Source organism: Terriglobus sp. 2YAB30_2 (assembly GCF_052114765.1).
Taxonomy (GTDB): Bacteria; Acidobacteriota; Terriglobia; order Terriglobales; family Acidobacteriaceae; genus Terriglobus.
The window spans coordinates 16,340-42,843 of sequence record NZ_JBFRFJ010000019.1; the positions used below are offsets into that span (position 1 = coordinate 16,340).

Genomic DNA, 26,504 nt, shown 5'->3' on the forward strand with positions numbered 1-26,504 from the left:
CCATACGGACGGTGAGAGTGCCGAAAGAATTAGTTCGGTGAAGGCCGCTCAATGCGGTCAATGATCAGTAACTCCACCTTGTCTTTCTGTGACTTCAATGTCAACCCAAGCTGCTCCTGCAGCGAAGAGAAAACGGACACTCCAGAATCCGCTGAGCTATCCGAGACTAGTCCGGCTCGCCCCATGTCAAGATGCATATCGTAGATCCCGGTTAGACCAGTCTTGTCAACGACAGGTCGGCCCGCAGGTCCGGACAATAGCAGCGCCAGCGTGCCTGTAGTGGCGCCATAAATATCGATATGCCCATCGACCTGCCCACGGACGAAGACGCCGCTCCCTCCGGGGATTGCCACCGCACCCGGATGCTTGGCCTGGGCTGCCTCCACCTCACCCGACTTGGCGGGCGTCAACTTCGGTCCATTCTTCGCGATCTGCAGCGCGAAAATGGGCTTGTCTGTCATTTCGCGATGTACCACCAGCTTGCACCTCTGGGACAGCAGAGTCTGCATCATGGCATGCAAGCATATTTGTTCGCTGCACCGGATCTCGCCAGGCCGCGGCGTCCGAATCGGCGATGCGAGCCTCGATGTTATAGCGCTCCTGCGACAGTTCTCGCGGCATCCCTAGAATGCGCTCCTGCACCAGGTATCCGAGCGGGTCGCCCGATGTCGGTATATAAGCCGCGCCCACCACCATCAGGAGTGGGCAATTGGTCATATGAAATCCGTTCGGTGTAGGCTGCACCTGGTCCGGACTACACGTTCCGATGTTGTCTACATTCTGACGGATGAGAGCTACATCGAAGCTCATCGGCTGGCCCGCTGTCTGAGCACAGGTGCGAATCGGCGTGGAGAGCATCGCAGCGACGGCCATGTACTCCGCCATGTTACGAAAGCGTTTCATCCCAGGAGCGTTCATGCCCGCACTAGACTGGCATTCTCACAAATAGTTTCAAAGCTAGCCAAACAATTCGTGCGAGAGCCCAACGCTTTCGACAGGACGCGGCGGCAGTCCCGATTATGTATGGTCCGCCGCGCGACTGCAAGGGTAAGTTTGGTCGAGAAGACATCTGCATGTCGATGATCCTCCTCGGAAAACCGCTGTAACCCTCCGCCCAAACGGAGGGTTACAGCGGCGGACCATCTCATTAGTCGGCTTATAGGAAGGGAACGGCCCGACAGCTTAGATAGCCGCCGCGAAGCGCGTTTCCTGACCTATTCTTGATTCAGACCACGCGAGTTGGATGAGTGATTTGCCCTGTTCTCGCCAGAATTCTAAATCGTGGTCTGCCGCAGAGACTTACACCTCAAGTCCATCCCACGACCACCGTGGAACGCCGAGGCCCTTCGGCACGTCATCAGCAGACTCGTGATACCGGGCCATCGTCGTCGTGGTCGCCCACGCGAAGTAGTCGTGCAGCACCTGACGCAAAGTGGCGTCCTCAGCCAGCCCCACATCAGCCAGAGCCTGATCGAAGCAGGCGATTGCGCGGCGATCCATTTCGTGGTGCTCCCCGTGGCCGCTGTGGATTCTGACAACACTGCTCTCGTCCCCAAAGGACTCGGAATACGTCGTCGGACCGCCGAGCGCCTCAGCCCAGTAAGCGGCGAGTCGCTCGGTATGCTGGGGATGAAAGCCGTGGCTGAAGGCGTGGGAGACCTCTTCGTCTTCCATCACGCGACGATGCCAGGCGTGGGCAAGGCGGCGTATGCCGTCCATGCCGCCCGCTGCCTCAAAGACGCTTTGCATGAACCCATGATCACAACTTTCGCGGTGTCCATGCAAGGTGCTGTACCGGTATTCCCCCAATCGGAAGAAAAACAGCCTGACTGTCCTTTGCCCATTCCGCCACCGTTCAGCAGGTTGTTAAACATGGGGCCTTGAGAAAATCGACACCATACTATATGGTGTCGCTATGAATACCTCTGAACCAGCATCGGATGATCTCTTTGCTTTTCGCTTTCGAGGAGGCAGTCTTTGCCTCAATTTCGTCGCGACGATTGGATGGAGAGATTCACCCAAGCCTATTGAGCGGCTACCAGGCTCGGCGGACTTTGAACGATGGATCGTGGAAGCTGGGATTGCGACAACCTCACCACGAATATCAACAAAAATGCTGATCGAGGCACATAAGCTTCGCGAAGCGATTTACCGAATTGTGAATGCGATTCTGCACCAGAAGCCCTTCGATGTCGAAGACTTGAACACGGTGAACCATTGGGCAAGTTTCCGAATAGAGTCTCCGCAGCTCATTGCCGACGGAAAGAGCCTCGTCATCAAGACTGCCGTCGCACAGAGAGCCGAATCGGTGGTTGCTGAAATCGCCAGGGACGCCGTCTCACTTCTCGGCGGTCAACAGCAGAAGCGAATCAAAAGATGCGCGCGCGAGGACTGCACCTTGCTCTTTGTTGATGAATCCCGCAGCGGCCGCCGTCGCTGGTGCTCGATGAACGCCTGTGGAAACAGGGCAAAAACAGTTGCTTATCGTCGGCGCTCGAAGTCCGCACTCGCCAAAAAGAATGCAACGAAGCCTGCTTGATTGGAGATATCACAATGAAATTGAAGGTGCACGAATGGGGCACGGGTGACCGGGTTGCTCTCTTGATTCACGGTCTCTTTGCGGATCATCAGAACTGGTATCGCGTCGGCCCTGCGATCGCCGATCGTGGTTATCGGGTTCTGGCGCCGGACCTGAGAGGGCATGGCGCAAGTCCACGCGGTCCGTACTCGCCTGAGCTATGGGCGGCTGACCTTGTCGAGAGCCTTCCTCAGAACGCAGAGCTTGCAATCGGGCATTCGCTCGCAGGTATGGCCCTCGCTCTCGCCGTAAAGCCTCTCAACGCAGCGCGCGCGATCTATGTCGATCCCACATGGAAGATGACGGCACAACAGCATGCATCGTTCAGTGCGACATGGCGAGGACAACTCGGATGGAGCGACGAACAATGGAGGTCGGCGAATCCGCGTTGGGCGTCGGGTGACATCGAGGCGCGCCTCGGTTCGATGAAGCGCTTCGACCCTGCCTGTATTGACGGTTTGGCTCCCGGCAGTGGCCACGATCACATGCCTCAAACTGCTTCCGTTCCCTCATTGGTCCTGCTGGCCGATCCGAGCCCATTTGTTACGGCTCAGGATGCGATGCTCTTGCAGGCTGGGGGATTCGACGTGCAGATCGTACCAGGTTCAAGCCACTCGATGTTTCGCGAAGACTTCAGTCTTTTTATGAACGCGATCGATGCATGGCTAAGCAGGGCGGGGGAATAACTCCACTTAGTCATGTAGCCAGCCTTGCGGACAAGTGGCTGACAGCATCACTCTACGAAACGGTTATATATCGGTTCCATGAGCGCGTTGTCCTGTTCTCATAAATGGAAAGACAGGAGTTCGCGGATTCCTGAACACTAGAGCATTTCTCCTGTTGCTGGGTATCCCGCGAGGAACGTGCAGCGGCGTTTTCATTGAGGAAAACGCCCATAGATGCATCAGCCCCGCACTACACCTACAGGAGAAATGCTCTAGCCGGCATGGATCTCCTTTTTCGTCGTTAGAGAATCTCAAATACTTCGTAAGTCACTGCGTCCGGTTGCCTTTCGCCGACTGCGACGCTCACGATCTTGTTCAACCAGGCGTATTTCGGCGATGCGGTTTCGAAAAAAGGTGCTGTTCGCAGGTAGTACTCCGATGGACCGACCGCTTCACCACGAGCAATCCGAGCATTGACCTCAGGGGAAGCATGTCGTACCCCGCGATAGGTCATCAGAATCAGAGTTCCATCGTCGGTTTGCAGGATCAGGCGCACATCTTGCTGAGCGGACCCGTCCTGTCGAACCAACAACAGGTCTGAACCTGCTTGGGGGAGGACTTCTCCTCGAAGCCGATCGCCGGCAAATTGTCCGCCAGAGACAGTAAAGATGCGGCGTTTCCCTACGGGGGTGTCTCCCAACTCCATCGTGGGAGGCAGCTTCATGGTGATGGTAAACAAATGGCGCGACTTGAGTTCTGTCATGGCGGGACTCCGTGTTGGGATGTTCTGCGCGGGGAACTGCTGCGGCGTCTCTTGCGCGGGCACCACACAGGGTGCCAATGTCGCAACCGCCACCAGAAGAAGGAACATTGCAGTCTGAAGTTTGGCTCTTCGCATGAGTTCTTCTGAAAGTGAGTTTGGCGCAATGAGATTGATTCGTCCAATCGATTGACTATATATTCGTGATTCACCTCATGAATTTAGCGTCGATCGATCTGAATCTGCTGGTTGCGCTGGACGCGCTCATCTCGGAAGCGCATGTCGGTCGCGCTGCTCGAAAGATTGGGCTCTCACAGCCAGCGGCAAGCCATGCTCTGAAGCGGCTCAGAGACCTTCTGGGCGATCCTCTGCTGGTGCGGGTAGGCTCGCGAATGGAGCTAACCCCAAGGGCAAACGACTTGCGAGAGTCGTTGGCCGAAACCTTGCACCGGGTGCGTCGGGTTTTCGACGCAGAATCCTTTGAACCCAAAGCCAGCACTCGTCACTTCTCCATCATGATGCAGGACCATATTGGTCACCTGGTTGTGCCGGCGCTGGTCAAACGTGCGCATTCCATGGCGCCGGGTATCAGGCTGGATGTTCTGCCCTGGCAGAGTCCCTCCTCCATCAAGGCGGAGCGCTTTCGCTTCATCGATCTGATTATTTCGTGCTCCACCGATGAGATCGCGGGATTTCAGCGTGAGACCTTGTTCACTGATACAGAAGTTACGGTCGTCCGCAAAGGGCATCCGGCCGTATCGCGTATGAAGAACCTGAAAACATTCCTCCACTCGAGTCATGTGGCCGTTGTCGGTAGAGGTCTGACGGAAGATCCGGTCGATCGCTGGCTTCGGGAAGAGGGAATGGCGAGGCACGTGGCGCTTCGTGTTCCTAGCTATGTACAAGCTCTGCAAACGGTAGCGCGTTGCGATCTGGTGGCCTTTGTTCCCAAGCGGCTGGTGGAGTCTCTGCAAAGCTCATTGTCACTGACGGTGCTCCCACCTCCGATCGATCCAGGAGAATACCGTGAATTCCTATTCCATCCAACTCGGGCTGCTCAAGATCCGGCATCCCTTTGGCTCCGAGAGCTGGTTCTCGAAATTGGAGAGCGACTCGACCGAAGGAGTTAGTAAATCCTCGGTACATTCGCTCCGCACACGACCTGCCTCCGATGTGTTGCCTCAACTGGCGCCAAATGCTCTAGCGCAAATCGCTGAAGCCCGTTTCCAGGAAACCAGCGTCTACTGTTCGGCACCATTGCCAGGCGTCCGCGGAATTCCGCGCAGCCAGGTGATGTGTGCGTGCGTACCGGGAATGGGAACTCGACCGGCTCGCCAGTCGTAGCCGTCGAAGTCCTGCGTAAGCGCGAGCATCTCTTTCACCGTGTACGCGCGCATCACCGACACCAGGCCATCCCACCAGCAAGTGAGAGGAACCAGCGGAAGCAGATAGGTGAACAGCAGCCGTGACACCCTGAAAGGGCGGATGAAGGGCGTAGCGAGCCACACGTAAACGGGCGTGAAGAAAAACGGCAGCAGCATGGGTACACTGCGTTCCGGAATCTCGAAGATGCAAATGGGCTGGCAGGATTCGACAGCGTTTTGAAGTACGGCGCGCGCGGCCACGGGGGTGAAATGATGAAAAGCGTTGAAGATGGTGCGCAGACCGCGGAGATCGGCCGGCACGAGAGTTGCGTCGACCGGATCGGTGCGAAAGTGAATGCGCGCAGGGTAAAGCGCGGCGACACGGCTCATAGCGTTGACGTTCGGAAAACGGTCGGTAAGCGTGAACTCCAGAGACAGGCCATCTGCAGCCAAATGCTCAAGCAAGTCCACAACCTGGCTGCCGGCACCTGAGCAGAGATCGACGACACGGGTCTGGTGGGAGTCTTTGATTGCCTGTGCCAGCAAAGGTACAACCGGCTCATGCAACTTGAATCGAGCCTCCATGAAGTGGAGGTAATCCGTTGCAAGATCGCGGATGAGCGGCGGGAACCAGGCGAGATCCTCGAGTTCGAAGAGTTGCAATCTTGGAAGTGGCATGGCACCGCCGCGCTTAGTGCTCGCTAACAGAGACTATTCTAGATACTGACGATCGCCGCCGACTCTCGATTCGTTGAAAATCGCCAGCTCATCAACGTTGGGGAAATTATTTAAAGCCGACTATGCCAGAGCAAAATCTCAATTTCTAATACATGATTGGTTCCTCTGGAGCGGTGCTCCATAGTCATTGATGCGCAGTGCTTTCATTGTCCTTTCCCTTTCGAGTTCTTCACGCGGTAGTCAGACCTGCTCGCTTGCGGCCCACTCGGCAACGGTTTGCCGAACGAATGCCTCATACGTTCGCGGGGCATGACCGAGCAGCTTCGTGACGCGGCTTACATCGGCTTCTGTCGAAGCGAATCCGCGCTCAACGTACTCTTGGAACATCTTCCGCATGTCGTACGCCATCCAGCCTGGGGCCATCGTGCTCATCTGCTTCTCCCACGCGTCAAAGTCGTGGCCTGTGTAGACGATCTGTTTGCCCAGAACCTCGCCCCACAATGAGGCATTGCCGGGACCATCGATCTGCGAGGAACTGACGAGATCGTAAGTCTGACCTTCGTGACCTTGCTCGGTCAGCGTGACCGCCGCCGCTTCGGAAAGGTCGCGCGAGTCGATGGCGGATATTCCTGCCGTACCGATAGGCATCGGGTAGATACCCATCTGTTGCAACACCGGTTTGAGCGTCAGATCGTTTTGGAAGAAATAGCCGGGCCGTAGGATCGTGTAAGGAACGCCGAACTCGCGCAAAGCATTTTCGACGGCGACCTTTGAGGCAAAGTGGGGTACGTCCTTGAATTGGTCTGCCTTGTAGACCGACACATACGTTACGTGCTTGACGCCCGCTCGCTTTGCCATGCCATAGGCGATCAATGCCTGGGTCAGTTCGTCGGCCACAACACCATTCAGGAGGAAGAGCTTATCAATCCCTTTCACTGCTTCTCTGATGGACTCCGGATCGGTTAGATCACCAGGAACAACCTCTACGCCCGCCGGAAATTTGGCTGCCTGGGGTTTCCGCGCCAGAGCCCGGACTTCAGCTCCACGTTGATGCAGCATCTTTACAAGCTCTCCACCTACATTCCCTGTTGCTCCAGTAACAAGAATCTTCATTGAGTCTCCTTCGAATTCGTGCCGCCCAGGACCGCGGTCGGCACGATACAAGAGACTCTTTGGGATATCCACGCGAGTCAACATCTACTGGAAAATAGAATTGCAGTTTTGGAATGAAGGTTTAAGGCCGCCCCGTCAAAGACGGCACCCGATGCGGAATCTCTGCGGCGAAGGTCTGACGGCTAAGATTTTCGGCGAGAGCTCAACTCGTCGAGCATGGCTTCGAAGTGCTCTTTGAGAAAGCTCACGAGCTTGCGAATCCGGGCAGATTGCATCGCCGAAGGCGTCACTGCGAAGATATGGGCAGGTACTGCTTCCCAGTCGCTTAGCACTCTCACGAGACCATCGCCGAACGCTGGATGAAATGCGAGGAAATCGGGAAGAATCACAATGCCCATGCCTTCTTTCGACAGCTTCGCAAGCATTCCAACCGAGTTTGCGCTCGCCTTGCCATCAACCTTCACGGTTCTATGTTCGCGCTCCCGCCGCAATTCCCACTGACTGACTGGTTCACCGTGAATACCACGAATGCATGAGTGCTCGGCGAGTTCTGCGGGGTCTTGAATTTTCTTGTGCTTCGCCAAGTATTCCTGAGAGGCAAACAGACGGCGAGGGAATGTGCCGACCCGTCGAGACCAGAAAGATGAATCGGGCAAACGCAACTGATGTCCCACCATGATCGCCAAATCGAGGCTTTCGGTCAGAAGGTTTGGATGGCCGCTGATAGAGAGAACTTCGATCGAGATCTCTGGATGGTCGAGCATGTAACGGGCGAAGAGAGGAAGGAAGATGGTTTGTGCCAAATCAAACGGCACACCCACGCGAATATGTCCGGATGCTCTGGAGGCGATCCCCGCTACATCCTCCTGGATGCGTCGCGCTTCGGCCACAAGAGCTTTGGATTGTTCGTAGCAAGCCTGCCCGGCATCGGTCAACTTGAAAGTGCGTGTCGAGCGATGAATAAGATTGAAGCCCAATTCTCTCTCGAGCGCGCTGATGCGTCGCGACAGTGTCGATGCGGGCATCCCTAGCGCCGCTGCTGCCCGACTGAAGTTGCGCGTGTTCGCCACCTCCACGAAGAGCGCCAAGTCTGCAAGGAAACGCATAAAGTTCTTTCCTGTCGTTCACATCCGGAGCGGGGCAGCATCTACCCTTCGGTGAAGCCTGCGTCTAAGGTTCCGGCCTGGTCAGAATCTCATATATCTACGGTTAGAGACCATCCGGTCCTAAGATCTCGATAGTGATAATTCTGGACTGGCGCCAAATGGCCAATGCGCTCATGAAGTGCGGATGGAAGGGTGGCGACAGATGACCCGGAGCAACACCAGATAGATACCCCACAGTCGAGGAGGACCATGAGTACGGACACCGCTGGATTCTACGATGACTTGGCAGAGCACTATCACTTGATCTTTGAGGATTGGGGTCATTCGATTGAACGACAGGCGGGTGTGCTCGGGCCGTTGGTCGAAGATAAGCTGGCTGGAGGCCCTCTAAAGATTCTCGACTGTGCCTGTGGGATTGGAACCCAAGCCATCGGGATCGCCCAACGCGGTCATACTGTCGTTGCCTCTGATCTGAGTAAGGCGGCGGTAAGGCGAGCTGCCCGTGAAGCGCGCAAATTGAGCCTGGATATCAAATTCCATGTGGCCGACATGCGAGATCTTTCCGTTCTTCCCAAGTCAAATTTCGATGCAGTATTGGTTGGGGATAATTCTTTGCCTCATTTGTTGTCTGATGAGGATTTGGGCCAGGCGCTAGAGAATATCTCTCTTCGGCTAAAGCCCGGAGGTGTCCTGCTCGCTACGATTCGCGACTATGACAGCCTGCTATCCACCCGTCCATCTTTTCAAGGCCCCGTTTTTTATTCTGAGAACGAGACCAGGCGCATTGTTCATCAGGTGTGGGACTGGGATCAGAACCAATACGACGTTCATCTATACCTAACCTGGAACTCAGCCTCACTCTGGACAAGCAAGCATTACGCGTCTCGATATCGCGCCATAACGCGCGCCGAGCTTACGCAGGGTCTTGAATCACACGGTTTCAGAGAAATCGAGTGGCTGATGCCAGAAGAGACAACGTTCTATCAACCGATCGTGCTCGCCCGCAAAGAAGACAAATCTACTTGACGTGGGCCAGCCTTCTCGTGGAAGCTCGACAGCTTAGATCGCTGCCGCTACGTTTCCGGGGATTCAGACCAAGGGCGAGTTGGATGAGTGATTTGCCCTGTGATCGCCATGCGAGAATTATTCCAAATTTACCCCCTGATTCGCCAGTCGCCGCGGATGGCGGCGGGCGCGTGAAGCCGCAGGTTCGTTGACCCAGAACTTTCGAGACATCCTTCTGCAGCAGGCAAAGGTCGTCTTCCCAACGCGGGAGTAAAAATAGATCTCTCCACTCCAGATCCAGGGACATCAAAGGTTTAAAAGGCGACGCACGCCGAATCGGACCTGGAAACTTTCTTTGAGAGAGGAGAACACTCGATGCCTGAACGCATGAGAGCTGTTGTGGAACTGCCGTGGATGAGTGGGTTGCGTGGCGGGAACCGCAACGTGGCGCTAGAGCATTTTATCTGTAGGTGTAGAGTAGGGCTTTCGCATCTATGGGCGTTTTCCTCAATGAAAACGCCGCTGCACACCCCTTCCGGACCACCCGGCAACAGGGAAAATGTTCTAAGACGCAACCTGATGCTTGGCGTGACCGGCGCGATGCTGGGCGCGTTTCTGCAGGGTTGTTCAGCGAATAGACAGCCTTCCCAAGGGGAAACCAGCCTGGCCAATGCGGCTAAAGACGTCACCATTCCATTGGCGGCGGGGAAGATGAAGAATCCGCTGCCTCAGACGGATGAGGTGGTGAGCCAGGGCAAGGAAGTGTTTCTTGGGGCTTGCGCCCAATGCCACGGTGCGGAAGCGCGCGGAGATACCACCGTGGGACGCAACATGGCCCCGCCTGCCATGGACCTGAGTTCACCCCATGTGCAGCACTGGAACGACGCGGAGCTGTTTTGGATCATACAGAACGGAGTTAGCCACACAGGCATGCCTGCCTGGAAGTCGAGCATCTCCGATGACGACACCTGGAAGCTTGCACGTTATATCCATAATCTTTCCCGCGCCGGCGCTGTCTCCGCCTCCGCAGCAGCCCCATCGCAGACACAAACCGCTATCTCCACGCAGGACAAGTACACCCTGAAAATTCCGAATGGCCTTGCGTTCTCAGAGTTCAAAGGCTTCGAGGGCTGGTCTGTGATTTCCCTTAGCCATAACGGAGATAAGCTCGCGGCGATCCTCGGGAATCCTGTGATGATCGACGCCTATAAGACGGGTATTCCCGGTAATGGCAAGCCCTTTCCGGATGGCGCCAAGATGGCGAAGATCCATTGGAACGCGAAAGTGGATGCCAGTGAACCCGGTGCGCCGACGGTGCCAGGCACCCAGCACGACGTTGACTTCATGCTGAAGGACTCCAGGAGATTTGCGGACAGCGGCGGATGGGGTTACGGCGCCTTCGAGTATGAAGCCGCATCCGGTAAGTTCAGGCTCGCCAACTTGACGGACAAGCCGCCGCAGGGCAATGACGCCAAGTGCGGGTTCACGTGCCACACAAGCGTGAAGAATAAAGACTATGTCTTCACGGATTATGGACATCGGTGAAGCGGTATGCGCCGACTGTTCCTGTTGTGCTCTAAGCCGTTGCCTCAATGATCTTCGAAGCGGGCCCCTATTCGGGAAAAACAGAATCCGATTTCAAGAGGAGAACAAGATGACAACAAAAGGAAAAGTCCTGGTGCTAGTCTCGAGCGGTCATGGCTTGCCCTTGAAAGATGGCAAGGTTTATACCGGCGCAGGCTACTATCTCAACGAACTTACGGTTCCGGTTCGCACCCTCATGAACGAGGGCTACGAAATCACTTTCGCTAACCCCAAAGGCAACACGCCGCAAATGGATGTCAATTCAGCTATCCCCGACTTCTTCGGTGGAGACGAGGCTAAGCTGCAGGACTATCTCAAATTCCGTGACACCCTGACTGGGCTCAAAAATCCAACACGTATCGCGGACGTCATCGCATCAGGCCTGGATCGATATGACGCTGTTTTCGTCCCCGGCGGCCATGGTCCGATGATGGACCTGCTCGATGATCCCGACGCCGGCACCGTGATGAGACATTTTCATAAAACATCCAAGCCTACGGCCGTGCTTTGCCATGGCCCGATTTCACTTCTTTCGGCTCTTCCGAATTCGACGGAGGTAGTCGCCGCGCTGTCGGCGGGCGATGTCGCTGGAGCACACGCAAAGGCTCAAGGCTGGATCTATTCCGGATATAAGATGACTATCTTTTCGACAGCGGAAGAGCAGCAGCGCGAGCCGCTTGAGATTGGCGGTAAGGTCCTCTTTTATCCGGACTTCGCCTTGACCACGGCGGGTGGCGCCGTGAGTGTGCTCCCTCCATGGAAGAGCTATGTCGTTCAAGATCGCGAGTTGATCTCAGGTCAGAACCCGTTCTCTGATTACGAGCTTCTGAAACTTCTTTTGCCGGCGCTCGATGCGAAGACGAAGTCGGTTTCGGCGGCATAAGAATCGGAGAGTCCGACGACAGCTTTGGAGGGCGTAAATATCAATGAAACCACGTTCGTCGGTTTTCACGATGCCGCCTGAAATCAGGCAAGTGTAGGCCAACCGCCCAGATAAGCACCGTTTACCGGAATTGGAGCCGTCAATGAGTAGCGTACAAATCGACCAGAAGAGCTATGAGATGCCTCCGCGAGAAGGGATGAGCATCGCGCATTTTCTAACTGTGGGCGACATCAACCGATCGCTCGATTACTACGAGAACATCTTCGGTGCGCGCATTCTGAGCAGAGGCGACGGCAACGCGCCCGGGTACCTTCAACTCGCGAATATCTGGATGATTGTGAACGTAGGGGGCGGCCCGACGCCGGATAAGCCGACGGTGTCGCTCAGCGTTCCCGACCCGAATCACATCAACAGTTTTCTGAATTTCCGGGTCGCAGATATTCAGGCGTGTTATCAGTTATGGAAGAGTCGAGGCGCGGAGTTCATCACGGCGCCAATCCCCAAGTACGGTGAGATCCGCTGCTACATCCGTGATCCTGACGGTTATATCATCGAGGTCGGACAGAGCACCGACCAGACGTACGGTTGACGCTCGGTCCGAAAAAGCATTCTCATGGCCCGGGCGAGTTGTTGACCACTCGTCAGCTATATAGAGGGAAACACTGTCTGGTTCGGTACCGGCAAAAGAGGCTTCGGCTCTGCGATCTCGTGCGCGACGTCAACGACTGCACGAGATCGCCAATCTACTCGCGGCCGGACGAGAACGCTTATCGGAGCGCTTACCTGAACCGACTTCACGGGACCAATCTCCGCAGTTCCCGATAAGGCCGCTTTCCGGTGGTCACTGCGGCAACGCCTGATCACGGTGAGTCTGTCCGGAATCAGCGACCGCTGCCTGGTTGCGGCGGTCCAATACGGCGAAGAGCGCTGTGCGCAAAGACATATAGATCCAGCCGAGGAAGAAGGCCATTACCACGGCAGAACTCAAGATGAGGACATGGCGAACGTCTGGCGGAAAGCCAGATGCGAATACAAGCGCCAGCCCGATGAAGTAGGCCGCCACGATGTGCAGCGGAGTCCACTCCATGAAAGAAAGACCGGCGGCTACGACAAACACCATGAACGGAAACGTGGCAAGACCGAGCAACGGCGTAAGGTGTGGCGCGAGGATGAGGAAGATGGCACCGAGCACGATGCCCACAATCATCTGAAACAGGCCCTTGCCGGACTTTCGCGGCTCCGCGCCGAAGAGAAAGTAACAGGCCCAGCAAATAAATACGGCCCAAGTGGGAATGTTGAGCACCTGCGGTGTGGTTAGCCAAGTGGCAAGACCGGCAAGGCTGCCAATCAGGAGTGCGTTTCCAATCTTCTTCATGGACATGTCGTTCCCTTGAAAATTCACTAATCAGCGGTGAGGTGGCATCACGTCGAGGCGAGAACACCGAGTTCCTATATTTCAGGCTGCAGCCGACTGCATTTGTTCGAGTGGCGTAATAATACCCATCGGAGTGGAAGCGAACAAGTGGCGTCTGCAGCGGACGCGGCATGGCACTCTGCGACCGAGGTCAACGCCGGATTCTTACCAGCTTTCCCCATTCAGCAAGCGAAAGACTCTGACTTGACCTGCACTGCCTTATAGGAAGGGAACAGTCCGATAGCTTAGATCGCTGTCGCAAATGCGCGTTTCCGGGGATTAAGACCACGCCCGAGTTGAATGAGTGATTTGCCCTGTTATCAAGAATCGAAAGCGTGAGGCCGCTTGGATTTTGCTGCGCGGTGCTTGAGGCATGCCCGCGGAGGCCGTGTCTTGTGGGACGCGGTCTATTCGAGCGGACGTGAGCCTGCGATGAGTATGTCTACCAGTCTCCTGCCGCTCTGCTGCCAGTCGGCGTCGGAGCCCACATGGGAGGCGCCGATCAGCGCTCGAAGCAGGTCGTACGCATCCAGATCTCTGCGCAGATCACCACTCTTCTTGGCGCGCTTCACTAACTCACCGATCGCACCCCGAATCATGGTGCGTGACCCCTCATGGAGCCTGGACGGGCCGCCGGCAATGGTATTGAGAGCGGGTGCAATGATGTGCTTTGCTGCGATGTAATCGACCAGCAGCAGCATCCAGGCTCGAAGCGCTTCGAGTGGAGACATGGTCTCGGCGAAGCGGCTCGCGGCTGTCGCGAGTTTCTCCACCTCCGCTCGGTAAACACTTTCGATCAGCTCATCGCGCGTAGGGAAATGGCGATATAAGGTGCCAATTCCAACGTCCGCCTGCTTCGCGATTTCTTCCAGGCTGGTGTTGGCGCCTTCGCTGGTAAAGGCAACCTTCGCGATTTCAAGAATGCGCTCGTGATTGCGCAAAGCGTCTGCGCGCGGTTTCCGGTCGGTCGTCAAATGGTTCTTCGTCATCTTCAAAATTAATGCATCCGGAGGCTACCTCCGGATATCTATTTGTTCGGAGGCTGCCTCCGTTTTAGTGGAGGTCGCATCCTTTCGTCAATCAAGCTCGCATGAGATCAAGGAGAAACATATGCGTGTATTCGTTACTGGCGCTACCGGATTCATCGGTTCCGCCGTCGTAAAAGAACTCGTCGGCGCAGGCCATCCCGTACTTGGACTGACGCGGTCGGACGTTGGTGCAAAGTCGCTTGAAGCCGCTGGCGCCGAGCCCCATCGAGGCGATCTGGAGGACCTGGAGAGTCTGCGCACCGGAGCAGCCGCAACCGATGCCGTCATCCACACCGCCTTCCAGCATGACTGGTCAAAGTTTGCGGAGAGCTGCGAGTTGGACAAGCGCGCCATCGAGACCATCGGCGCTGTGCTCCAGGGATCGAGCCGTCCGTTCATCGTTAGCTCTGGCGTGGGAGTGGCTCAGGGCCGCGCTGCCACAGAGGACGATCCGCCGCTATCTTCTCCATCCCTTCCTCGTGTATCCGAGGTGACGGCTGTCGCACTGATGGATCGTGGAATCCACGCAATTGTGATGCGCTTGCCGCAGGTCCACGACACCGTAAAGCAGGGCCTCGTCACTCCCCTGATTGCGGTGGCGCGTGCGAGGGGTGTCTCGGCGTACATCGGCGACGGTCAAAACCGCTGGCCGGCCGCGCAGGTTTCGGATGTCGCACGGCTCTACCGGCTCGCGTTGGAGAAAGGCACTGCGGGAGCCCGCTACCACGCAGTCGCAGAAGAGGGAGTGACGCTCAAAGACATTGCCACGGCTATCGGCCGTGGCTTGAATGCACCCGTCATTTCCATTGCGCAGGAACAGTCCCAGGAACACTTCGGCTTCCTCGGGTTCTTCGCCGGGAGAGATCCTCTGACCTCCAGTGCGCAGACCCGTGCCAAGCTCGGATGGAACCCCACCGGCCCCTCTCTTCTTACCGATCTCGGAAACATGCGTTATTCCGAGGCTTGAACTTAACCCACAATCACGGAGGAATCGAAAATGCAAAAGACATGGTTCATTACCGGCGCCTCGCGCGGGTTCGGCCGCATCTGGGCCGAAGCTGCTCTACAACGAGGCGACCGGGTCACTGCGACCGCCCGCAGACTGGCAGACGTAACCGATCTCGCGGAACGTTTTGGCGACACAGTGTTGCCCCTTGCCCTCGACGTCACCGACTCCGCGCAGGTTGAGCAGGCAGTTCAGCAGGCATACGCGCACTTCGGCCGACTGGACGTTCTTGTCAACAATGCCGGCGCTAGCCTGTTCGCGGCTACTGAAGAAGCGAGCGACGAGCAGATCCGCGGCCTCTTCGACGCCAACTATTTCGGCATGGTCCGAGTGCTCCGAGCGGCTCTGCCTTTACTGCGGAAACAAGGGAGCGGTCACATTCTCGGTGTCTCCAGCGGGCTGGGGATAGCATCATTGCCTATGATCGGCTTCTATGCCGCTACGAAATGGGCTGTCGAAGCGCTTCATGAATCCCTCGCGCCGGAGGTGAAGGCGTTCGGGTTGAAGGTGACCCTTGTTGAACCCGGAGCTTACGCAACCGACTTCGGAAAGTCCTCACAGGTCGCGGATGTTCTGGAACCATACGCGGAATTCCGGCAGCAGTTCCTGAAACAGCTTGCTCATGTTGAACGCGGCGATCCAGAAGCGACGGCAGAAGCAATCCTGAAGCTCGTGGACGCGGAAAATCCTCCGCTGCGACTTGGCCTGGGTAACTCTATTCTGCCCAGGGCCCGTGCCGCATATGCGGAGCGGCTGAAGACATGGGAAGCATGGGAGGACGTGTCGAATGCAGCGATGGGCGAGCCGAAGAAATCAATGGCGGAGTGGATTGAGCAACGGGCCCCTGGAACCCTGGATCAGAATTAAGCACAGGATCTATATCTCCCATTCGCGAGCCAGAGGCAAGGATATCTGAGGGGCGGAACGGTTATCGACATGACCGGGAAAGCCCCCTACCAAGCAGATGTTGCAATTCGCGATGGCCACATACAAGCCATCGGAAAGAACCTGCCTGTCCCGGCAGATGCACGCGTTCTCGATGTATCCGGCAAGTACATTCTGCCTGGATTTATCGACATGCACGCGCATGTGACGTTCCTTCGGACGGGCGCGTTTTCCAGCTATGACCGGGCGACGAGCGAGCAAGTATTAAAGCTCTTGTTGGACTATGGCATCACGACTGTGCGAAACCCTGCTGCTCCAGCCACAGAGGCCGTGAGGTTACGCGAGGACGTAAAGCGCGGATCGTCGTAGGGCCGCGCATTCTGACGGCGGGCGAAATATTAAACGGCAAGCCGTTTTCAACAGAACAGGAGATACGCAACGAGGTCGACAGGCAGGCGGCAGCCGGAGTCGATTACATCAAGGTCTACGCTAAATCAGACCCTAATCAGACTGCTGTTGCAATTGATGAAGCGCATAAACGTGGACTGAAGGTGATTGGACACCTGCAAAATACGGATTGGCCGACAGCTGCAGCAGAGGGAATCGATTTTGTGGCACATGCCGTAAGCTGGTCGGCAAGCGCGCTCCCTCCCGGCAAAAGAGCCGCATATCAAGCGGAGCAGAATAGCGTGGGGCCGATCAAGGCCCGCATCTTCTGGTTGGAATCGGTGGACGTCAATGGACCTGAAATCGGTGCCGTGATAGCAAGCCTAAAGCAACATCACATCTCAGATGACCCGACCCTTATTGCCTATAAGACAAAGTTCGTCCCATCGGAGGAGTATCGGGGAAAGCAGAATGTAAGTCTTGCTCCAGCAGCAATGCAACAGAGTTGGGAGGATGGTGGTTTGACGGCCGACTGGACACCGAGCGATTTTGCACGAATGAGCCGCGCGTGGCCCAGGATGCTGCAGATCGTCGATCGGTACTATCGCGAGGGTGTTCTGCTCACGACGGGCTCAGATCTTCCGAACGAGTGGGTCGTTCCTGGAGTGAGCCTGCATCAGGAGATGGAGCTACTGTCCCAGGCAGGCATACCGAACGAGGCAGTTCTGGCGATGGCGACGCGCAATGCTGCCCTGGCGCTCGGCCTTGAAAAGGAGATTGGCACGGTCGAGACGGGAAAGTGTGCGGATCTGGTGGTACTGCGAGCGAATCCACTCAATGATATCCACAATGCCGAACAGATTCAGTATGTGTTTAGCGCTGGAAGGTTAGTGATGTCGGGAACCCCTTCACACTAGCGAAAAGGTAATTCCCACAGATGCGCTTTATCGATCCACGGTGATCCCGAGTGCATAATCGCCAAATCACTCATCGTGAAGCATGATCCGTCCCGATGTCGGCTTATAGGAAGGGAACAGCTCGATAGCTTAGATCGCTGCCGCGATCGGCGTTTATCAGGACTGATCTTATGTTCAGCCGGCTTCTGGCTCGAAGACCTCGGTAATCGAAGATCGGTTCTGCTCAAGAACCTATTTGACTTCGGACCGGTTCCGCGACCGGCAGACATGGCCGTTCACTACTGTTGTGCTCGGCGCGTTGCCTTTCGCCGTCTGGCGGATTTTGGTATCTGCTTGCCGCACGAGGGCGGGACATTGGCCATCTGCTTTGCAAAGACGCGGTAGCTTTGTGTGCCCGGTTGCAGCGTGGACCAGTAGCTGCTGCGGGAGAGCAGAGGCTCATCATGGTCAATGATTTGGGTCTTCAGTATCCGGATTCCGCAGGCAAGATTGCGCTCAGGCTGAAGGATCGTGCGGGCTGGGTCTTTGAGACCGAGCCGGCTGTCGGCCTGCCAATCGAAGTCGCAGCCGTAGGTTTCTCCGTCCTGATAAGAAAGTTGCAACAGGCCTTCTTGCCGCATGGGACGGTGCGTGATCTTATCCGTTTTCGCGACGGCGGGCTGCGTGTGGTGGGCGGTTGCCTCGGGTTTCAGGCCTGCTTCAGCGGCCGCCATGGCCTGTATCGTGTACGCCCAGAACGCCCGCTTGTCGACTTCTGAGGCGGTTGAGAAGGCCGGGCAATACGACGCTACAGCCTTTGCAGCCTTGGCAGAGAGCATTTCGGTCGGCAGGTTTTTCTCAATGAAGACATCCCATGCTGGCGTCCACGCGTTTTCGGTACCGAGTTCGTCCTTCTTTTCAGAGAGCGGCGTGGCGGGTGCAGCCTTGACCGGGGGCTGGGTGGGTGCGGGCGGTGAGGTGTGAGATTGCTTGCAGCCAGTGACGGCTAGAAGAATCGTGAATAGGACGGACCCAGCACGGTGTGTCATATCAGCCTCACTTCCCGTCATCGCCTCCGGGCAGATTATGGCTACGATGTGTGCGCTTCGGGCACAGTTGTACCTCGGTGAAACCTTTACAACTTTCGGGTAGCGCGTTTATCGTGCTGGATTGCTGACTCCATCGGATTCAAAGAATGAACTTTGTAGAGGAACTCGATACGTCGGCTCTGAAGTTTAGGTCCATGCTCGATTTATCCGACGTCGCAACGTTGCTTTCTTACAATCACCTCAAATCCCGTTGGTGAGGTTTCGGTTTGCAACTCTTTCCATCCAGCCTCGCTTGCCATCGTTCGAATCTCGTCGAGCGAATACGCCCGCTTGATGAGCATGTGCTTGAAGGTGAGGTTGGTGAAGACGCGGTTCCACCAGTTCAGCCCCATCCCCTGGACGAATTGCTTGATGTCCTGCATGGACACGTCGCGTCGCATGTCGATGAGCATTGCCATGCCGCCGGGGCGTAGCACTCGTAGTATCTCGCGCATCGCCTTTACTGGCTCGGTGAAGTTCTTGAAGGCAGCGCGGCACATGACAAAGTCAACACTGTTGCTCTCGATCAGAAGCTGGGAGGCGTTTCCCCGTAAAAATGTGGCCTTTACGCCGGCATCCTCCGCATTCTTTTGAGCAAGCTCTACAAAGGTCCGGCTGATGTCTACGGCACACACGTCGAAACCGCGCTTTGCAAGTTCGATGGAGAGGAAGCCGGGGCCGGGTGCGACTTCCAGCACTCTGGCGCCTGCCGGAACCATTGCTGCAATTCTTGTGGCAAGCACGCGAAAGTCTTCCATGCTTTTACGCGTGGTGCGGTCATACCATCGTGCGATGCCGCCCTCCATGCCCATTCCTTTGTATGCCTTTGCCGAGGCGCTCATGTCTTATTCTCCAGATATCTTAGTTAATAAGATATCTGTATACTAAATCAGAAGCAGACGCCTATGTCCAGGGTTACAAAGAAAAAAAGCCGAACGTCTTCAGAAAAGCCACCAGTTGAAGTCGAAGTGAGTTCAATCGCGAAGCTGCCTGCGCCGGTGACTCCGGCCGATCGTATTGTGCTTGAGATCCGCAAATTCATCGCCTCCAGCATCTTCTTCAATGCGAAGACGGCGGAGAAAGTCGGGCTCGGGCTTACCGATATGCAGATGCTTCACATGCTGCAGCTCTACGGGCCAACTACTCCGAGTCGGCTGGCCGAAGCTACGGGTTTGTCGAGTGGGGGCGTCACGGTCGCGCTCGACCGGCTGGAAAAGAGCGGATTGATTCGCCGTGATCCCAACCCGTTAGATCGCCGGAGTCTTCTCATTAACCTTGTGCCGTCGAGATTGGCCCATATCGCGGCAATGTATGAAAGTGTTGAGGCCGCAACCAGGCAGCAGCTCGCTACTCTTTCGCAACGTGATCTCGAAGCGGTCGTCCGCTTCTTTGAAGCGCTCGCCCTGGTGCGAGCTAAGAGAGACAAACGTTGAAGACTAGTCCCGAGAAGTCGGCATACGGGATGACGGCATTGGCGAAATTTTTCGATAGCCACCTTCAATAACGCCATTGGGTGCCATCCGCCGGACGCTCAAGTAGAGTGAAGAGATGCGAGTTGCCATCGTAACGGGAGCCGCGCAGGGCATCGGGCGCAGAACTGCTGAAGTCCTCGGTGAGGCTGGGTACACTCTTCTGCTGCTCGATATGCAGCCCTGCGAAGCCACGCTGTCAGCAGTGCGCGCGGCCGGCGCTGAAGCAGAAGCGCTGATTGGTGATATCACTGACGAGGCTTTTATCGCGCGGGCTGTATCCCTTGTCACAGAACGTTGGGGCCGTGTCGATGTCCTCGTCAACAACGCAGGTATCAGCTTTATCGCTCCTGCTGAGACCATTGAAGCCTCCGCCTTCCGCCGTGTGCTTGAGGTAAACCTCGTCGCACCCTTCGCTCTCTCCCGGGCCTTCGGCTCCGTTATGCTCGCGCAGCGAGAGGGAAGTATCGTGAATGTTGCGTCGATCGCTGGTCTGGTCGGTGTCAGTGACCGTACGGCTTATAACGCCTCCAAGCACGGACTCATCGGGCTGACTCGTACTCTCGCCGGAGAGTGGGGCGGGCGTGGTGTTCGTGTGAATGCCGTCTGTCCCGGCTGGGTCAAGACAGAGATGGATGTCGCCGACCAGGCCGGCGGCGGCTATACCGACGATGACATCACCGGCCGTGTTCCCATGGCTCGCTTCGCGAGTCCCGATGACATCGCCCGCGCCATCCTCTTCCTCGCCGATCCGGCCCAGAGTGGCTTCATCAACGGCCAGGCTCTGGCTGTCGATGGCGGCTGGACCTCCGATGGAAGCTGGCAAAGCCTGCGCATGCGCAAGCGTTAGAGCACTTTCGCCGTACGGCAGCGGTAGGCAGACCTTCCGTGAAGCGCGTTTGTCGGTACTGACTCGGCCCCAACCAGCATGACAGAATGGCTGGGGTCACGCCTGCGGTCGTCCGCGCGGAATGAAACATCGCGTGGCGAAAGCAGGGATGTGCATCCAGGGAGCGTTACTTTGACCTTGACGTATGTGAGGCCTTTTGTGGTCCTTGTTCTTTTGGTGCTTTGTTCTGCGGCGCAGATGTGTGGTGAAGAGTTTTATGTTTCGCCGAAAGGCGCGGACACGAATCCCGGTACCAAATCGCAGCCCTTTGCGTCTCTCGAACGAGCACGGGATGCAGCGCGTGCAGCGAAGCATGACGCCCCCATCACCATCTGGCTGCGGGGTGGCGACTACCGTAGAACCGCGGCCTTCGCCCTTATCCCCGAGGATAGCGGGACAGCAGCCGCGCCGATGGTCTATCGCGCCGTGCCGGGGGAGAGGGTGCGGATTGTTGGTGGCGTACCGGTAAAGAACTTCAAGAAGTGGCGGGGAGAGATTCTGCGCGCCGATCTGCGCGCGCAGGGAATCACCAACTACGGAGAGATTGTTTCGCGAGGCAAAGGGCGGGCGAACGTTGCAGGTCTGGAGTTATTTTTCAATGGCCAGCCGATGACGCTGGCACGCTGGCCGAACGTTGGCTGGGCGTACACCGGCGCAGCCACCAGGGACAAAGCGCAGAGCCAGTTTGCGTATGAGGGGGAGCGTGCAGCGCGGTGGCGCATTGCCCTGGACAAGGCCCCCGATGCGTGGTTACATGGCTACTGGTATTACGACTGGGCCGATCACTACGAGCGCATCACGTCCATTGATACGGCGCATCATGTCATCGATACCGCAGCGCCCAATCCTGCCTATGGCTACAGGGCAGGGCAGCGCTGGCAGCTGGTGAATATGCTGGACGAACTGGACGAACCAGGCGAGTGGTATCTGGACCGCGCGGCGGGTATGTTGTACTTCTGGCCGCCGTCTCCGATTGCTTCTGGAGTGGCGGAGGTCTCTCTGCTCGATAAGCCGCTGGTGAGCGTCGAAGGCGCGTCGTATGTGGAGTTCCGCGATCTCGCGTTTGAGGTGACGCGCGCCGACGGCATCGTGATGGATGGCGGCAGCCACGACCGCATTGAGCATTGCAGCATAGCCAATACCGGCAACGCAGGTGTAGTTATCCGCGGCGGGGCCGGGGACGCAGTGGAAGATTCGGAAGTTCGCGGAACTGGCGATGGCGGCATCGTTCTCGACGGCGGAGACCGCAAGACGCTCACGGCTGCCGCGCACATTGCTGCCCGCAATCATATTCACGACTATGCCCGCTGGTCGCGCACTTATACGCCTGCAATTAGCGTGTCCGGCGTGGGCAATCGCGTCACTGGCAACACCATCGATCACGCGCCACACTTTGCCATCTGGGTGCACGGCAACGACCATCTGATTGAGGGGAACGATGTGCATACCGTATCGATGGAGACGGGAGACGTGGGCGCATACTACATCGGTGCGGACACCACCGAACGCGGCAACACGGTGCGCGGCAATTACTTCCACAACCTCGGCCTGGGAGATGTAAACGCCGTTTACCTGGACGACGAATCCAGTGGGTCGTTTGTGATTGGCAACGTGATTCGGGGGGCGGCCCGCGGCGTGAAGATTGGCGGCGGCAATGACAACGTTCTCGAGAAGAACAAGTTTGTCGACGACGACATCGGCATCCACTTTGACGCACGCGGTATGGGTTGGCAAAAGGCCTATTTTGACGGTACCAACCCGGCGCTGCTGAACCGGTTGAAGGCGATGCCGTACAAAGAAGAACCATGGCGCAGCCGCTATCCGCAATTGCCGGGATTTCTGGACCAAACACCGGGGCTGCCCACAGGCAATGCCATTCACGACAACGACTGTTGGTGCCGCATCTGGGTCGACTATCGTGACAAGCTGACGGAGAAAAACCTGGACTCGGTGGGTAACCAGGCTCATCCGGAGAAGGCGGTGTGGAATCCGGAATGGGTAAAAGGCATGGGGCTCGATATCGATACATCATTGCTGGCTCGCCGGTTGACGGCGGTAAGCCCGACGCAGGCAAAGCTAACCATCGAGAACCAGGGGCGGAGCGCGCAGAGCGGAGTGTTCGCGGTGTGGATCGAGCCGGGTGTCGACGCCAGGATTGTGACGCCACCGGAGATTCCGTTTTCTCTCAAGCCAGGAGAAAAGGCGGAACGGACGATTACGATCGAGCACGCCAGCCCGGTCTACCTGGGCGTCTATCTGAAGGGCGAGAGCTTTGTCCCGGCTGGAATCAAGATGAAGTAGGGGGCTACTTGTGTCGTGTTTGCAAACTCTTCCACTTGTCCCCCGCGAAGAGCCTGGGTCCGACCTCTATCAGTCTTGGCATCATTTTATGTAAGCTCACACGATCCCACGGAGAATTGGTCCGGGTTCGCAGTCCTTTCTCGTTGAGGTCACTGACGATCTGGGAATAGGAAAAATCCTGGCTCAGCAGCTCCATCATCTGCGTCAAGACCGAGTTCTCGTAGGGGTCGATCTCCAAACGCAGGCCATCGTCGGATAGCCGAAGACCGTACGGAATCTCTTCGGCGTGTTCTGCTTCATGAGGTGCTTCCGACGCCGGAAGTTCTCGACGCCACTCGATCGAAACCAATTGCCATCCGGCCTTCTGGCGTTCGGTGATTAGAGTCGGGCTGAAGGGGCCGGAGATCCTGTCCTTGATTCGTTCAAAGTAAGGCATGTGTTCCCTCCTGCCTATGGACTTGCACTCGCCACGCCAAAGAATTTTGCTTCAAAATCAAGCGGCTGATGCGCGACGGCTTTCGCAAGCTGTACATCTTCGGACAGAGCTGTCCGCATTCGGACAATTTTCCGAAATTCGGCTAACTCAAGATCGAGACGGGACGTACACGAGGAACGGGCGGGATTCGATGAGCGAATCCGCCGTTGGCTGCCTGCCTTCTATTGGCTCAGTTCCTTGAGCCGAGCAAGACGTGTTTTTTCATTCGGGTCGGAACTCAAACTCGGGCTCAAAAGCTCGTATGCCCTTCTGAAGCGAGGCTTGGCCTCGTCGGGGCGCCCCATAACAAGCAGAAGTTCTCCGAGTTCTTCTGAGACATAACCCTGCTCAGGGTATTGGATCAAGTCATTTTGGATGGCAAACGCCTCATCGTATCTCTTCAAAGCGCGGAGGCACCGGCCCACAGCCCACCTTGCGATACGAATACGCACCGGATTGCCAGTCGTTTGCTGAAAGTCCAGAGCGGACTCAAACGTGATCAGTGCCGTATTGAAGTCGCCCACGCTGAAATACGACCATCCCAGGTTGTTGAGTAGGCTGCCCCTCCATTTCTGTGCTCTTTCCTCCTTCGAGTTTGTCGCAAGTTTGAACGCCTTCTCATTCCATTGGACCGATTCCTGTCCTTCTGAGACGATGCCGAGCATGTGGCCGGCATCGACCGCATAGAAGTCGAAATGCCCCTGTTCGGCCAAGGCAAAGGCGTTCAGAAAATAGGCTTGCGACTCTTTTCTGTCGCCCGAGGTGTTTTTCAGTCGTCCGGACTCTAACTGAACCCTGACCGGGACAACTCCCGAGGACGCCTTTGACACCTTCGCGATCTCTTCCCATGCTTCGTGGAATCTTCCCTGAAGCCCCTGGGATCTTGCAATCTGGGTGTGCAGTTCATCGGCTGATGCGGGGTACTCGGTCAAGGCCTTCTTCAGTTTGGTCTCGCCATTCACTGGATCATTGATGCTCCAGAGGGCATCAATCTGTTCGCTGGTAAGTGAATTAGGGTCTTGTGGCATCGATGTCACTATGGTTTCGCCACCATAGACTGCGGTGGCGAAACCGTTCTGTCCGTAGTATGCTCTCGTCGAACCACCGAACGCTCGCATCGTTCCATTCCACTGTCAGGGTCTGTCCCATGCTCAGGAACGTGCTGCGTCCAGTCTTCTTCATCACCGCTTCTATTGCGTTTGAGATCAAAGCGGAAACTTCAGTCAACCATTCGACCCGCGCCGATCGCATTGTTGTGGTCAAATCCGCGCACACCATGACACTGTATGCGCAAGGCAGGGAACTAAAGGTTTACCACGTATGGCTTGGCCGTGGCACAGGCAAAGCAAAGCAGCGACAAGGCGATAACGAAACCCCCGAAGGCAGCTACACCATCACCGGCAGGAATGCGCACAGCTCTGCCTACCTGTCCCTGCGCATTTCGTATCCGAACGCGGTAGATCTCGAACGCGCTCGCAAGCTTCACGTAGGTCCCGGCGGAGACATCATGATCCATGGGCTGCCGCCCGGAAACGACTGGGTCAAACCCGGGCAGCAGCTCCCCGACTGGACCTTCGGCTGCATCGCTCTGACGAATATTGAAATGGACGAAGTCTGGAAACTCGTGCCCATCGGTACGCCTATTGAAATCAGGCATTAAACGCAGGTTTTAGTTCGCCGGTGCGCCGCTGTCTTCCTTCCCTTGCTGGATATTGGTAGGGGTGTTCAGGCCATGTTCAGGATCGTAGTTGTGTTTCGTCATCCAGTCTTTGTATTGAACGCCCGGCACCTTGATGAGCTTGCCCTTATTCAACGCGTAGACCTCGTCCTTGACACTGGTTTTGAAGTTGCAGGTGAAGTAGGCGTTCGTCTTAGCGAACACGGGTACGAGTACGACCAGTTCCTGATTGGGCTTCTTCCACTTCGCGGGGTAAGTTTCAAATCCAGAGTTTCCTTTAACATTCTGCGAACAGTCAAAGGTGAATTCGACGCCGTGCGGCATGCCGTTTTCATAAAGGTTAGCGATACCCTCGCCCTTGGATTCTTCCTCGGTGGTGCCGTTGTAGAAATGAACCTTCTGATGGGGATAGACATGGACACGGAGCGGATAGTCTGCCGGGTTCTTGCTTTCAGCCAGGACAGAAATGGAGGCGAAAAGGACTACTGCGAAAAGCTTGCCAGAGAATCGCATAGTTGATTTTTTAGGGTCCGGTTGAAGTCTACAGCATGGATAGGCCCATCATAGCTCGCTTCAAGATGCCCCGTTCGGAGTTTTAAATCTCCTGTTGTTTTTCCAAAAGAACCGTGTCTCTTCTGCGCAGAATCTTCTGTAATACAAGAACACCCTCCGGGAGGAGGGTGTTCTTCTTATTTGATTCCCGGGTTTGGTGGAACTGGGGTTCCAGGCTTGGTTGGCGGCTCACCGCCATCGGAGTCATCATCACGGCGCTTGACGTAAAGCAAATCTGTCATCGTTTCTCTTCCGAAAGAATCTGTGCTGCAACGTTATAGTGCCTTCTTCGGCTGCATAACTCAATTCAATTAGAAACCTTGTAAAGAAAAATTCAAGTAGTGGACGGTTCTCCTCGCTTATCAGTAACCAAGCGACTCCATCCAGCGGAGCCGATCGGGGACGCCAGAGCAAAACATTCGCGCGGTGTGCGAACGAGAGGCTCGATGGTCTCAAGAATGTCAAAAAAAGAATGTCATGGTCCCGTGGATGGGTGACTGCGCATTGGACTATATCCCACAAATTTCGGGCGGAACTGAATTTGCCCTCAGCGGCTAAAGCCACCGTATTTTGTGGCTTGTTATCGCACGGCTAAAGCCGTGCGCTTAAGCAAGGCATTCGCACCTCCGGTGCGAAATAGTTGCGCCAAGCGCAACAACCATCGAGCCTCTCGTTCGCGCAACGCGCGAATGTTTTGCTT

The 26,504-nt window shown here is 56.3% G+C and carries 29 protein-coding genes; 15 read left to right on the top strand and 14 right to left on the bottom strand.

Annotated features, from left to right (window positions below; translation table 11 throughout):
- Positions 1 to 29: 29 nt before the first annotated feature.
- From AB4Y89_RS21070 to AB4Y89_RS21080, 3 genes are all read right to left on the bottom strand, one after another.
- Entirely contained in the window at positions 30 to 461 is a 432-nt protein-coding gene (locus AB4Y89_RS21070) for a TIGR03435 family protein (RefSeq protein ID WP_442302913.1), read from the bottom strand.
- The gene (locus AB4Y89_RS21075) at positions 388 to 903 is read right to left on the bottom strand and encodes a hypothetical protein (protein ID WP_442302914.1); all 516 of its coding nucleotides are present in this window, start codon (positions 901 to 903) and stop codon (positions 388 to 390) included. The genes AB4Y89_RS21070 and AB4Y89_RS21075 overlap by 74 nt, the downstream gene beginning before the upstream one ends.
- A 396-nt stretch (positions 904 to 1,299) precedes the next feature.
- Positions 1,300 to 1,749, bottom strand: coding sequence for a group II truncated hemoglobin (locus AB4Y89_RS21080; protein ID WP_442302915.1), 450 nt, complete (start codon positions 1,747 to 1,749; stop codon positions 1,300 to 1,302).
- Between the two features lie 166 nt (positions 1,750 to 1,915).
- Here AB4Y89_RS21080 and AB4Y89_RS21085 point away from each other — a divergent pair, with 166 nt between their 5' ends.
- Entirely contained in the window at positions 1,916 to 2,539 is a 624-nt protein-coding gene (locus tag AB4Y89_RS21085) for a CGNR zinc finger domain-containing protein (RefSeq protein WP_442302916.1), read from the top strand.
- Between the two features lie 14 nt (positions 2,540 to 2,553).
- Positions 2,554 to 3,264 carry an alpha/beta fold hydrolase gene (locus tag AB4Y89_RS21090; protein ID WP_442302917.1) on the top strand — a complete coding sequence of 237 codons (711 nt, stop codon included), beginning with the start codon at positions 2,554 to 2,556 and terminating at the stop codon, positions 3,262 to 3,264.
- Between the two features lie 280 nt (positions 3,265 to 3,544).
- Here AB4Y89_RS21090 and AB4Y89_RS21095 read toward each other — a convergent pair whose 3' ends face one another.
- Positions 3,545 to 4,006 carry a DUF3237 domain-containing protein gene (locus AB4Y89_RS21095; protein ID WP_442302918.1) on the bottom strand — a complete coding sequence of 154 codons (462 nt, stop codon included), beginning with the start codon at positions 4,004 to 4,006 and terminating at the stop codon, positions 3,545 to 3,547.
- Positions 4,007 to 4,218: 212 nt separating this feature from the next.
- Here AB4Y89_RS21095 and AB4Y89_RS21100 point away from each other — a divergent pair, with 212 nt between their 5' ends.
- Complete coding sequence (locus AB4Y89_RS21100) at positions 4,219 to 5,133, top strand: LysR family transcriptional regulator (protein ID WP_442302919.1); 915 nt, start codon at positions 4,219 to 4,221, stop codon at positions 5,131 to 5,133.
- Between the two features lie 111 nt (positions 5,134 to 5,244).
- On the opposite strand, the gene AB4Y89_RS21105 is transcribed toward AB4Y89_RS21100, so the two are convergent.
- The 3 genes from AB4Y89_RS21105 to AB4Y89_RS21115 form a co-directional block, all read right to left on the bottom strand.
- Positions 5,245 to 6,045, bottom strand: coding sequence for a hypothetical protein (locus AB4Y89_RS21105; protein WP_442302920.1), 801 nt, complete (start codon positions 6,043 to 6,045; stop codon positions 5,245 to 5,247).
- Positions 6,046 to 6,285: 240 nt separating this feature from the next.
- Positions 6,286 to 7,158 carry an SDR family oxidoreductase gene (locus tag AB4Y89_RS21110; protein WP_442302921.1) on the bottom strand — a complete coding sequence of 291 codons (873 nt, stop codon included), beginning with the start codon at positions 7,156 to 7,158 and terminating at the stop codon, positions 6,286 to 6,288.
- Positions 7,159 to 7,340: 182 nt separating this feature from the next.
- Positions 7,341 to 8,264 carry a LysR family transcriptional regulator gene (locus tag AB4Y89_RS21115; protein WP_442302922.1) on the bottom strand — a complete coding sequence of 308 codons (924 nt, stop codon included), beginning with the start codon at positions 8,262 to 8,264 and terminating at the stop codon, positions 7,341 to 7,343.
- A 249-nt stretch (positions 8,265 to 8,513) separates the two neighbouring features.
- On the opposite strand from AB4Y89_RS21115, the gene AB4Y89_RS21120 reads away from it, so the two are divergent.
- The 4 genes from AB4Y89_RS21120 to AB4Y89_RS21135 all read left to right on the top strand — a co-directional run bounded on the left by AB4Y89_RS21120 (position 8,514) and on the right by AB4Y89_RS21135 (position 12,325).
- Positions 8,514 to 9,290 (top strand): class I SAM-dependent methyltransferase, encoded by a 777-nt coding sequence (locus AB4Y89_RS21120; RefSeq protein WP_442302923.1) that lies wholly within the window; start codon positions 8,514 to 8,516, stop codon positions 9,288 to 9,290.
- Positions 9,291 to 9,848: 558 nt separating this feature from the next.
- Positions 9,849 to 10,814, top strand: a complete 966-nt coding sequence (locus AB4Y89_RS21125; RefSeq protein WP_442302924.1) for a cytochrome P460 family protein — start codon at positions 9,849 to 9,851, stop codon at positions 10,812 to 10,814.
- 109 nt (positions 10,815 to 10,923) lie between these two features.
- Positions 10,924 to 11,736 (top strand): type 1 glutamine amidotransferase domain-containing protein, encoded by an 813-nt coding sequence (locus tag AB4Y89_RS21130; protein ID WP_442302925.1) that lies wholly within the window; start codon positions 10,924 to 10,926, stop codon positions 11,734 to 11,736.
- A gap of 142 nt (positions 11,737 to 11,878) precedes the next feature.
- Complete coding sequence (locus AB4Y89_RS21135; protein WP_442302926.1) at positions 11,879 to 12,325, top strand: VOC family protein; 447 nt, start codon at positions 11,879 to 11,881, stop codon at positions 12,323 to 12,325.
- A gap of 252 nt (positions 12,326 to 12,577) precedes the next feature.
- On the opposite strand, the gene AB4Y89_RS21140 is transcribed toward AB4Y89_RS21135, so the two are convergent.
- The gene (locus AB4Y89_RS21140) at positions 12,578 to 13,111 is read right to left on the bottom strand and encodes a DUF1097 domain-containing protein (protein ID WP_442302927.1); all 534 of its coding nucleotides are present in this window, start codon (positions 13,109 to 13,111) and stop codon (positions 12,578 to 12,580) included.
- Between the two features lie 446 nt (positions 13,112 to 13,557).
- A complete protein-coding gene (locus tag AB4Y89_RS21145; RefSeq protein ID WP_442302928.1) occupies positions 13,558 to 14,139 on the bottom strand; it encodes a TetR/AcrR family transcriptional regulator in 582 nt (193 codons plus the stop codon).
- 121 nt (positions 14,140 to 14,260) lie between these two features.
- On the opposite strand from AB4Y89_RS21145, the gene AB4Y89_RS21150 reads away from it, so the two are divergent.
- From AB4Y89_RS21150 to AB4Y89_RS21165, 4 genes are all read left to right on the top strand, one after another.
- Positions 14,261 to 15,145 carry an SDR family oxidoreductase gene (locus AB4Y89_RS21150; RefSeq protein ID WP_442302929.1) on the top strand — a complete coding sequence of 295 codons (885 nt, stop codon included), beginning with the start codon at positions 14,261 to 14,263 and terminating at the stop codon, positions 15,143 to 15,145.
- A 30-nt stretch (positions 15,146 to 15,175) separates the two neighbouring features.
- Entirely contained in the window at positions 15,176 to 16,051 is an 876-nt protein-coding gene (locus tag AB4Y89_RS21155) for an SDR family NAD(P)-dependent oxidoreductase (protein ID WP_442302930.1), read from the top strand.
- A gap of 69 nt (positions 16,052 to 16,120) precedes the next feature.
- Positions 16,121 to 16,438 carry a hypothetical protein gene (locus AB4Y89_RS21160; RefSeq protein ID WP_442302931.1) on the top strand — a complete coding sequence of 106 codons (318 nt, stop codon included), beginning with the start codon at positions 16,121 to 16,123 and terminating at the stop codon, positions 16,436 to 16,438.
- A 26-nt stretch (positions 16,439 to 16,464) separates the two neighbouring features.
- Positions 16,465 to 17,373 carry an amidohydrolase family protein gene (locus AB4Y89_RS21165; RefSeq protein ID WP_442303004.1) on the top strand — a complete coding sequence of 303 codons (909 nt, stop codon included), beginning with the start codon at positions 16,465 to 16,467 and terminating at the stop codon, positions 17,371 to 17,373.
- A 278-nt stretch (positions 17,374 to 17,651) separates the two neighbouring features.
- Here the strand turns inward: AB4Y89_RS21165 and AB4Y89_RS21170 are convergent, their stop codons facing one another.
- Both AB4Y89_RS21170 and AB4Y89_RS21175 read right to left on the bottom strand, forming a co-directional pair.
- A complete protein-coding gene (locus tag AB4Y89_RS21170) occupies positions 17,652 to 18,401 on the bottom strand; it encodes a hypothetical protein (protein WP_442302932.1) in 750 nt (249 codons plus the stop codon).
- Positions 18,402 to 18,604: 203 nt separating this feature from the next.
- The gene (locus AB4Y89_RS21175) at positions 18,605 to 19,282 is read right to left on the bottom strand and encodes a class I SAM-dependent methyltransferase (RefSeq protein WP_442302933.1); all 678 of its coding nucleotides are present in this window, start codon (positions 19,280 to 19,282) and stop codon (positions 18,605 to 18,607) included.
- A gap of 126 nt (positions 19,283 to 19,408) precedes the next feature.
- Between AB4Y89_RS21175 and AB4Y89_RS21180 the strand changes: the two genes are divergently transcribed.
- The 3 genes from AB4Y89_RS21180 to AB4Y89_RS21190 all read left to right on the top strand — a co-directional run bounded on the left by AB4Y89_RS21180 (position 19,409) and on the right by AB4Y89_RS21190 (position 23,099).
- The gene (locus AB4Y89_RS21180) at positions 19,409 to 19,873 is read left to right on the top strand and encodes a MarR family winged helix-turn-helix transcriptional regulator (RefSeq protein ID WP_442302934.1); all 465 of its coding nucleotides are present in this window, start codon (positions 19,409 to 19,411) and stop codon (positions 19,871 to 19,873) included.
- A 115-nt stretch (positions 19,874 to 19,988) separates the two neighbouring features.
- Complete coding sequence (locus tag AB4Y89_RS21185) at positions 19,989 to 20,759, top strand: SDR family NAD(P)-dependent oxidoreductase (protein ID WP_442302935.1); 771 nt, start codon at positions 19,989 to 19,991, stop codon at positions 20,757 to 20,759.
- 198 nt (positions 20,760 to 20,957) lie between these two features.
- Positions 20,958 to 23,099, top strand: coding sequence for a right-handed parallel beta-helix repeat-containing protein (locus tag AB4Y89_RS21190; RefSeq protein WP_442302936.1), 2,142 nt, complete (start codon positions 20,958 to 20,960; stop codon positions 23,097 to 23,099).
- A gap of 4 nt (positions 23,100 to 23,103) precedes the next feature.
- Here AB4Y89_RS21190 and AB4Y89_RS21195 read toward each other — a convergent pair whose 3' ends face one another.
- Together AB4Y89_RS21195 and AB4Y89_RS21200 are read right to left on the bottom strand one after the other, a co-directional pair.
- Positions 23,104 to 23,535, bottom strand: a complete 432-nt coding sequence (locus AB4Y89_RS21195) for a recombinase family protein (protein ID WP_442302937.1) — start codon at positions 23,533 to 23,535, stop codon at positions 23,104 to 23,106.
- 221 nt (positions 23,536 to 23,756) lie between these two features.
- The gene (locus AB4Y89_RS21200; protein ID WP_442302938.1) at positions 23,757 to 24,692 is read right to left on the bottom strand and encodes a tetratricopeptide repeat protein; all 936 of its coding nucleotides are present in this window, start codon (positions 24,690 to 24,692) and stop codon (positions 23,757 to 23,759) included.
- 29 nt (positions 24,693 to 24,721) lie between these two features.
- On the opposite strand from AB4Y89_RS21200, the gene AB4Y89_RS21205 reads away from it, so the two are divergent.
- The gene (locus AB4Y89_RS21205; RefSeq protein ID WP_442302939.1) at positions 24,722 to 25,234 is read left to right on the top strand and encodes a L,D-transpeptidase family protein; all 513 of its coding nucleotides are present in this window, start codon (positions 24,722 to 24,724) and stop codon (positions 25,232 to 25,234) included.
- Positions 25,235 to 25,243: 9 nt separating this feature from the next.
- Here AB4Y89_RS21205 and AB4Y89_RS21210 read toward each other — a convergent pair whose 3' ends face one another.
- Positions 25,244 to 25,765 carry a hypothetical protein gene (locus AB4Y89_RS21210; RefSeq protein WP_442302940.1) on the bottom strand — a complete coding sequence of 174 codons (522 nt, stop codon included), beginning with the start codon at positions 25,763 to 25,765 and terminating at the stop codon, positions 25,244 to 25,246.
- Positions 25,766 to 26,504: the final 739 nt, after the last annotated feature.

What these genes read in the sequence shown, in the direction of transcription:
- AB4Y89_RS21205 (WP_442302939.1), top strand. Translation starts at nt 24,722, where the DNA reads ATGCTCAGGAACGTGCTGCGTCCAGTCTTCTTCATCACCGCTTCTATT.
- AB4Y89_RS21125 (WP_442302924.1), top strand. Translation starts at nt 9,849, where the DNA reads ATGCTTGGCGTGACCGGCGCGATGCTGGGCGCGTTTCTGCAGGGTTGT.
- AB4Y89_RS21090 (WP_442302917.1), top strand. Translation starts at nt 2,554, where the DNA reads ATGAAATTGAAGGTGCACGAATGGGGCACGGGTGACCGGGTTGCTCTC.
- AB4Y89_RS21120 (WP_442302923.1), top strand. Translation starts at nt 8,514, where the DNA reads ATGAGTACGGACACCGCTGGATTCTACGATGACTTGGCAGAGCACTAT.
- AB4Y89_RS21140 (WP_442302927.1), bottom strand. Translation starts at nt 13,111, where the DNA reads ATGAAGAAGATTGGAAACGCACTCCTGATTGGCAGCCTTGCCGGTCTT.
- AB4Y89_RS21070 (WP_442302913.1), bottom strand. Translation starts at nt 461, where the DNA reads ATGACAGACAAGCCCATTTTCGCGCTGCAGATCGCGAAGAATGGACCG.
- AB4Y89_RS21075 (WP_442302914.1), bottom strand. Translation starts at nt 903, where the DNA reads ATGAAACGCTTTCGTAACATGGCGGAGTACATGGCCGTCGCTGCGATG.
- AB4Y89_RS21210 (WP_442302940.1), bottom strand. Translation starts at nt 25,765, where the DNA reads ATGCGATTCTCTGGCAAGCTTTTCGCAGTAGTCCTTTTCGCCTCCATT.
- AB4Y89_RS21175 (WP_442302933.1), bottom strand. Translation starts at nt 19,282, where the DNA reads ATGAGCGCCTCGGCAAAGGCATACAAAGGAATGGGCATGGAGGGCGGC.
- AB4Y89_RS21105 (WP_442302920.1), bottom strand. Translation starts at nt 6,045, where the DNA reads ATGCCACTTCCAAGATTGCAACTCTTCGAACTCGAGGATCTCGCCTGG.
- AB4Y89_RS21200 (WP_442302938.1), bottom strand. Translation starts at nt 24,692, where the DNA reads ATGCGAGCGTTCGGTGGTTCGACGAGAGCATACTACGGACAGAACGGT.
- AB4Y89_RS21195 (WP_442302937.1), bottom strand. Translation starts at nt 23,535, where the DNA reads ATGCCTTACTTTGAACGAATCAAGGACAGGATCTCCGGCCCCTTCAGC.
- AB4Y89_RS21150 (WP_442302929.1), top strand. Translation starts at nt 14,261, where the DNA reads ATGCGTGTATTCGTTACTGGCGCTACCGGATTCATCGGTTCCGCCGTC.
- AB4Y89_RS21085 (WP_442302916.1), top strand. Translation starts at nt 1,916, where the DNA reads ATGAATACCTCTGAACCAGCATCGGATGATCTCTTTGCTTTTCGCTTT.
- AB4Y89_RS21130 (WP_442302925.1), top strand. Translation starts at nt 10,924, where the DNA reads ATGACAACAAAAGGAAAAGTCCTGGTGCTAGTCTCGAGCGGTCATGGC.
- AB4Y89_RS21100 (WP_442302919.1), top strand. Translation starts at nt 4,219, where the DNA reads ATGAATTTAGCGTCGATCGATCTGAATCTGCTGGTTGCGCTGGACGCG.
- AB4Y89_RS21110 (WP_442302921.1), bottom strand. Translation starts at nt 7,158, where the DNA reads ATGAAGATTCTTGTTACTGGAGCAACAGGGAATGTAGGTGGAGAGCTT.
- AB4Y89_RS21115 (WP_442302922.1), bottom strand. Translation starts at nt 8,264, where the DNA reads ATGCGTTTCCTTGCAGACTTGGCGCTCTTCGTGGAGGTGGCGAACACG.
- AB4Y89_RS21080 (WP_442302915.1), bottom strand. Translation starts at nt 1,749, where the DNA reads ATGCAAAGCGTCTTTGAGGCAGCGGGCGGCATGGACGGCATACGCCGC.
- AB4Y89_RS21155 (WP_442302930.1), top strand. Translation starts at nt 15,176, where the DNA reads ATGCAAAAGACATGGTTCATTACCGGCGCCTCGCGCGGGTTCGGCCGC.
- AB4Y89_RS21160 (WP_442302931.1), top strand. Translation starts at nt 16,121, where the DNA reads ATGACCGGGAAAGCCCCCTACCAAGCAGATGTTGCAATTCGCGATGGC.
- AB4Y89_RS21135 (WP_442302926.1), top strand. Translation starts at nt 11,879, where the DNA reads ATGAGTAGCGTACAAATCGACCAGAAGAGCTATGAGATGCCTCCGCGA.
- AB4Y89_RS21185 (WP_442302935.1), top strand. Translation starts at nt 19,989, where the DNA reads ATGCGAGTTGCCATCGTAACGGGAGCCGCGCAGGGCATCGGGCGCAGA.
- AB4Y89_RS21145 (WP_442302928.1), bottom strand. Translation starts at nt 14,139, where the DNA reads ATGACGAAGAACCATTTGACGACCGACCGGAAACCGCGCGCAGACGCT.
- AB4Y89_RS21170 (WP_442302932.1), bottom strand. Translation starts at nt 18,401, where the DNA reads ATGACACACCGTGCTGGGTCCGTCCTATTCACGATTCTTCTAGCCGTC.
- AB4Y89_RS21095 (WP_442302918.1), bottom strand. Translation starts at nt 4,006, where the DNA reads ATGACAGAACTCAAGTCGCGCCATTTGTTTACCATCACCATGAAGCTG.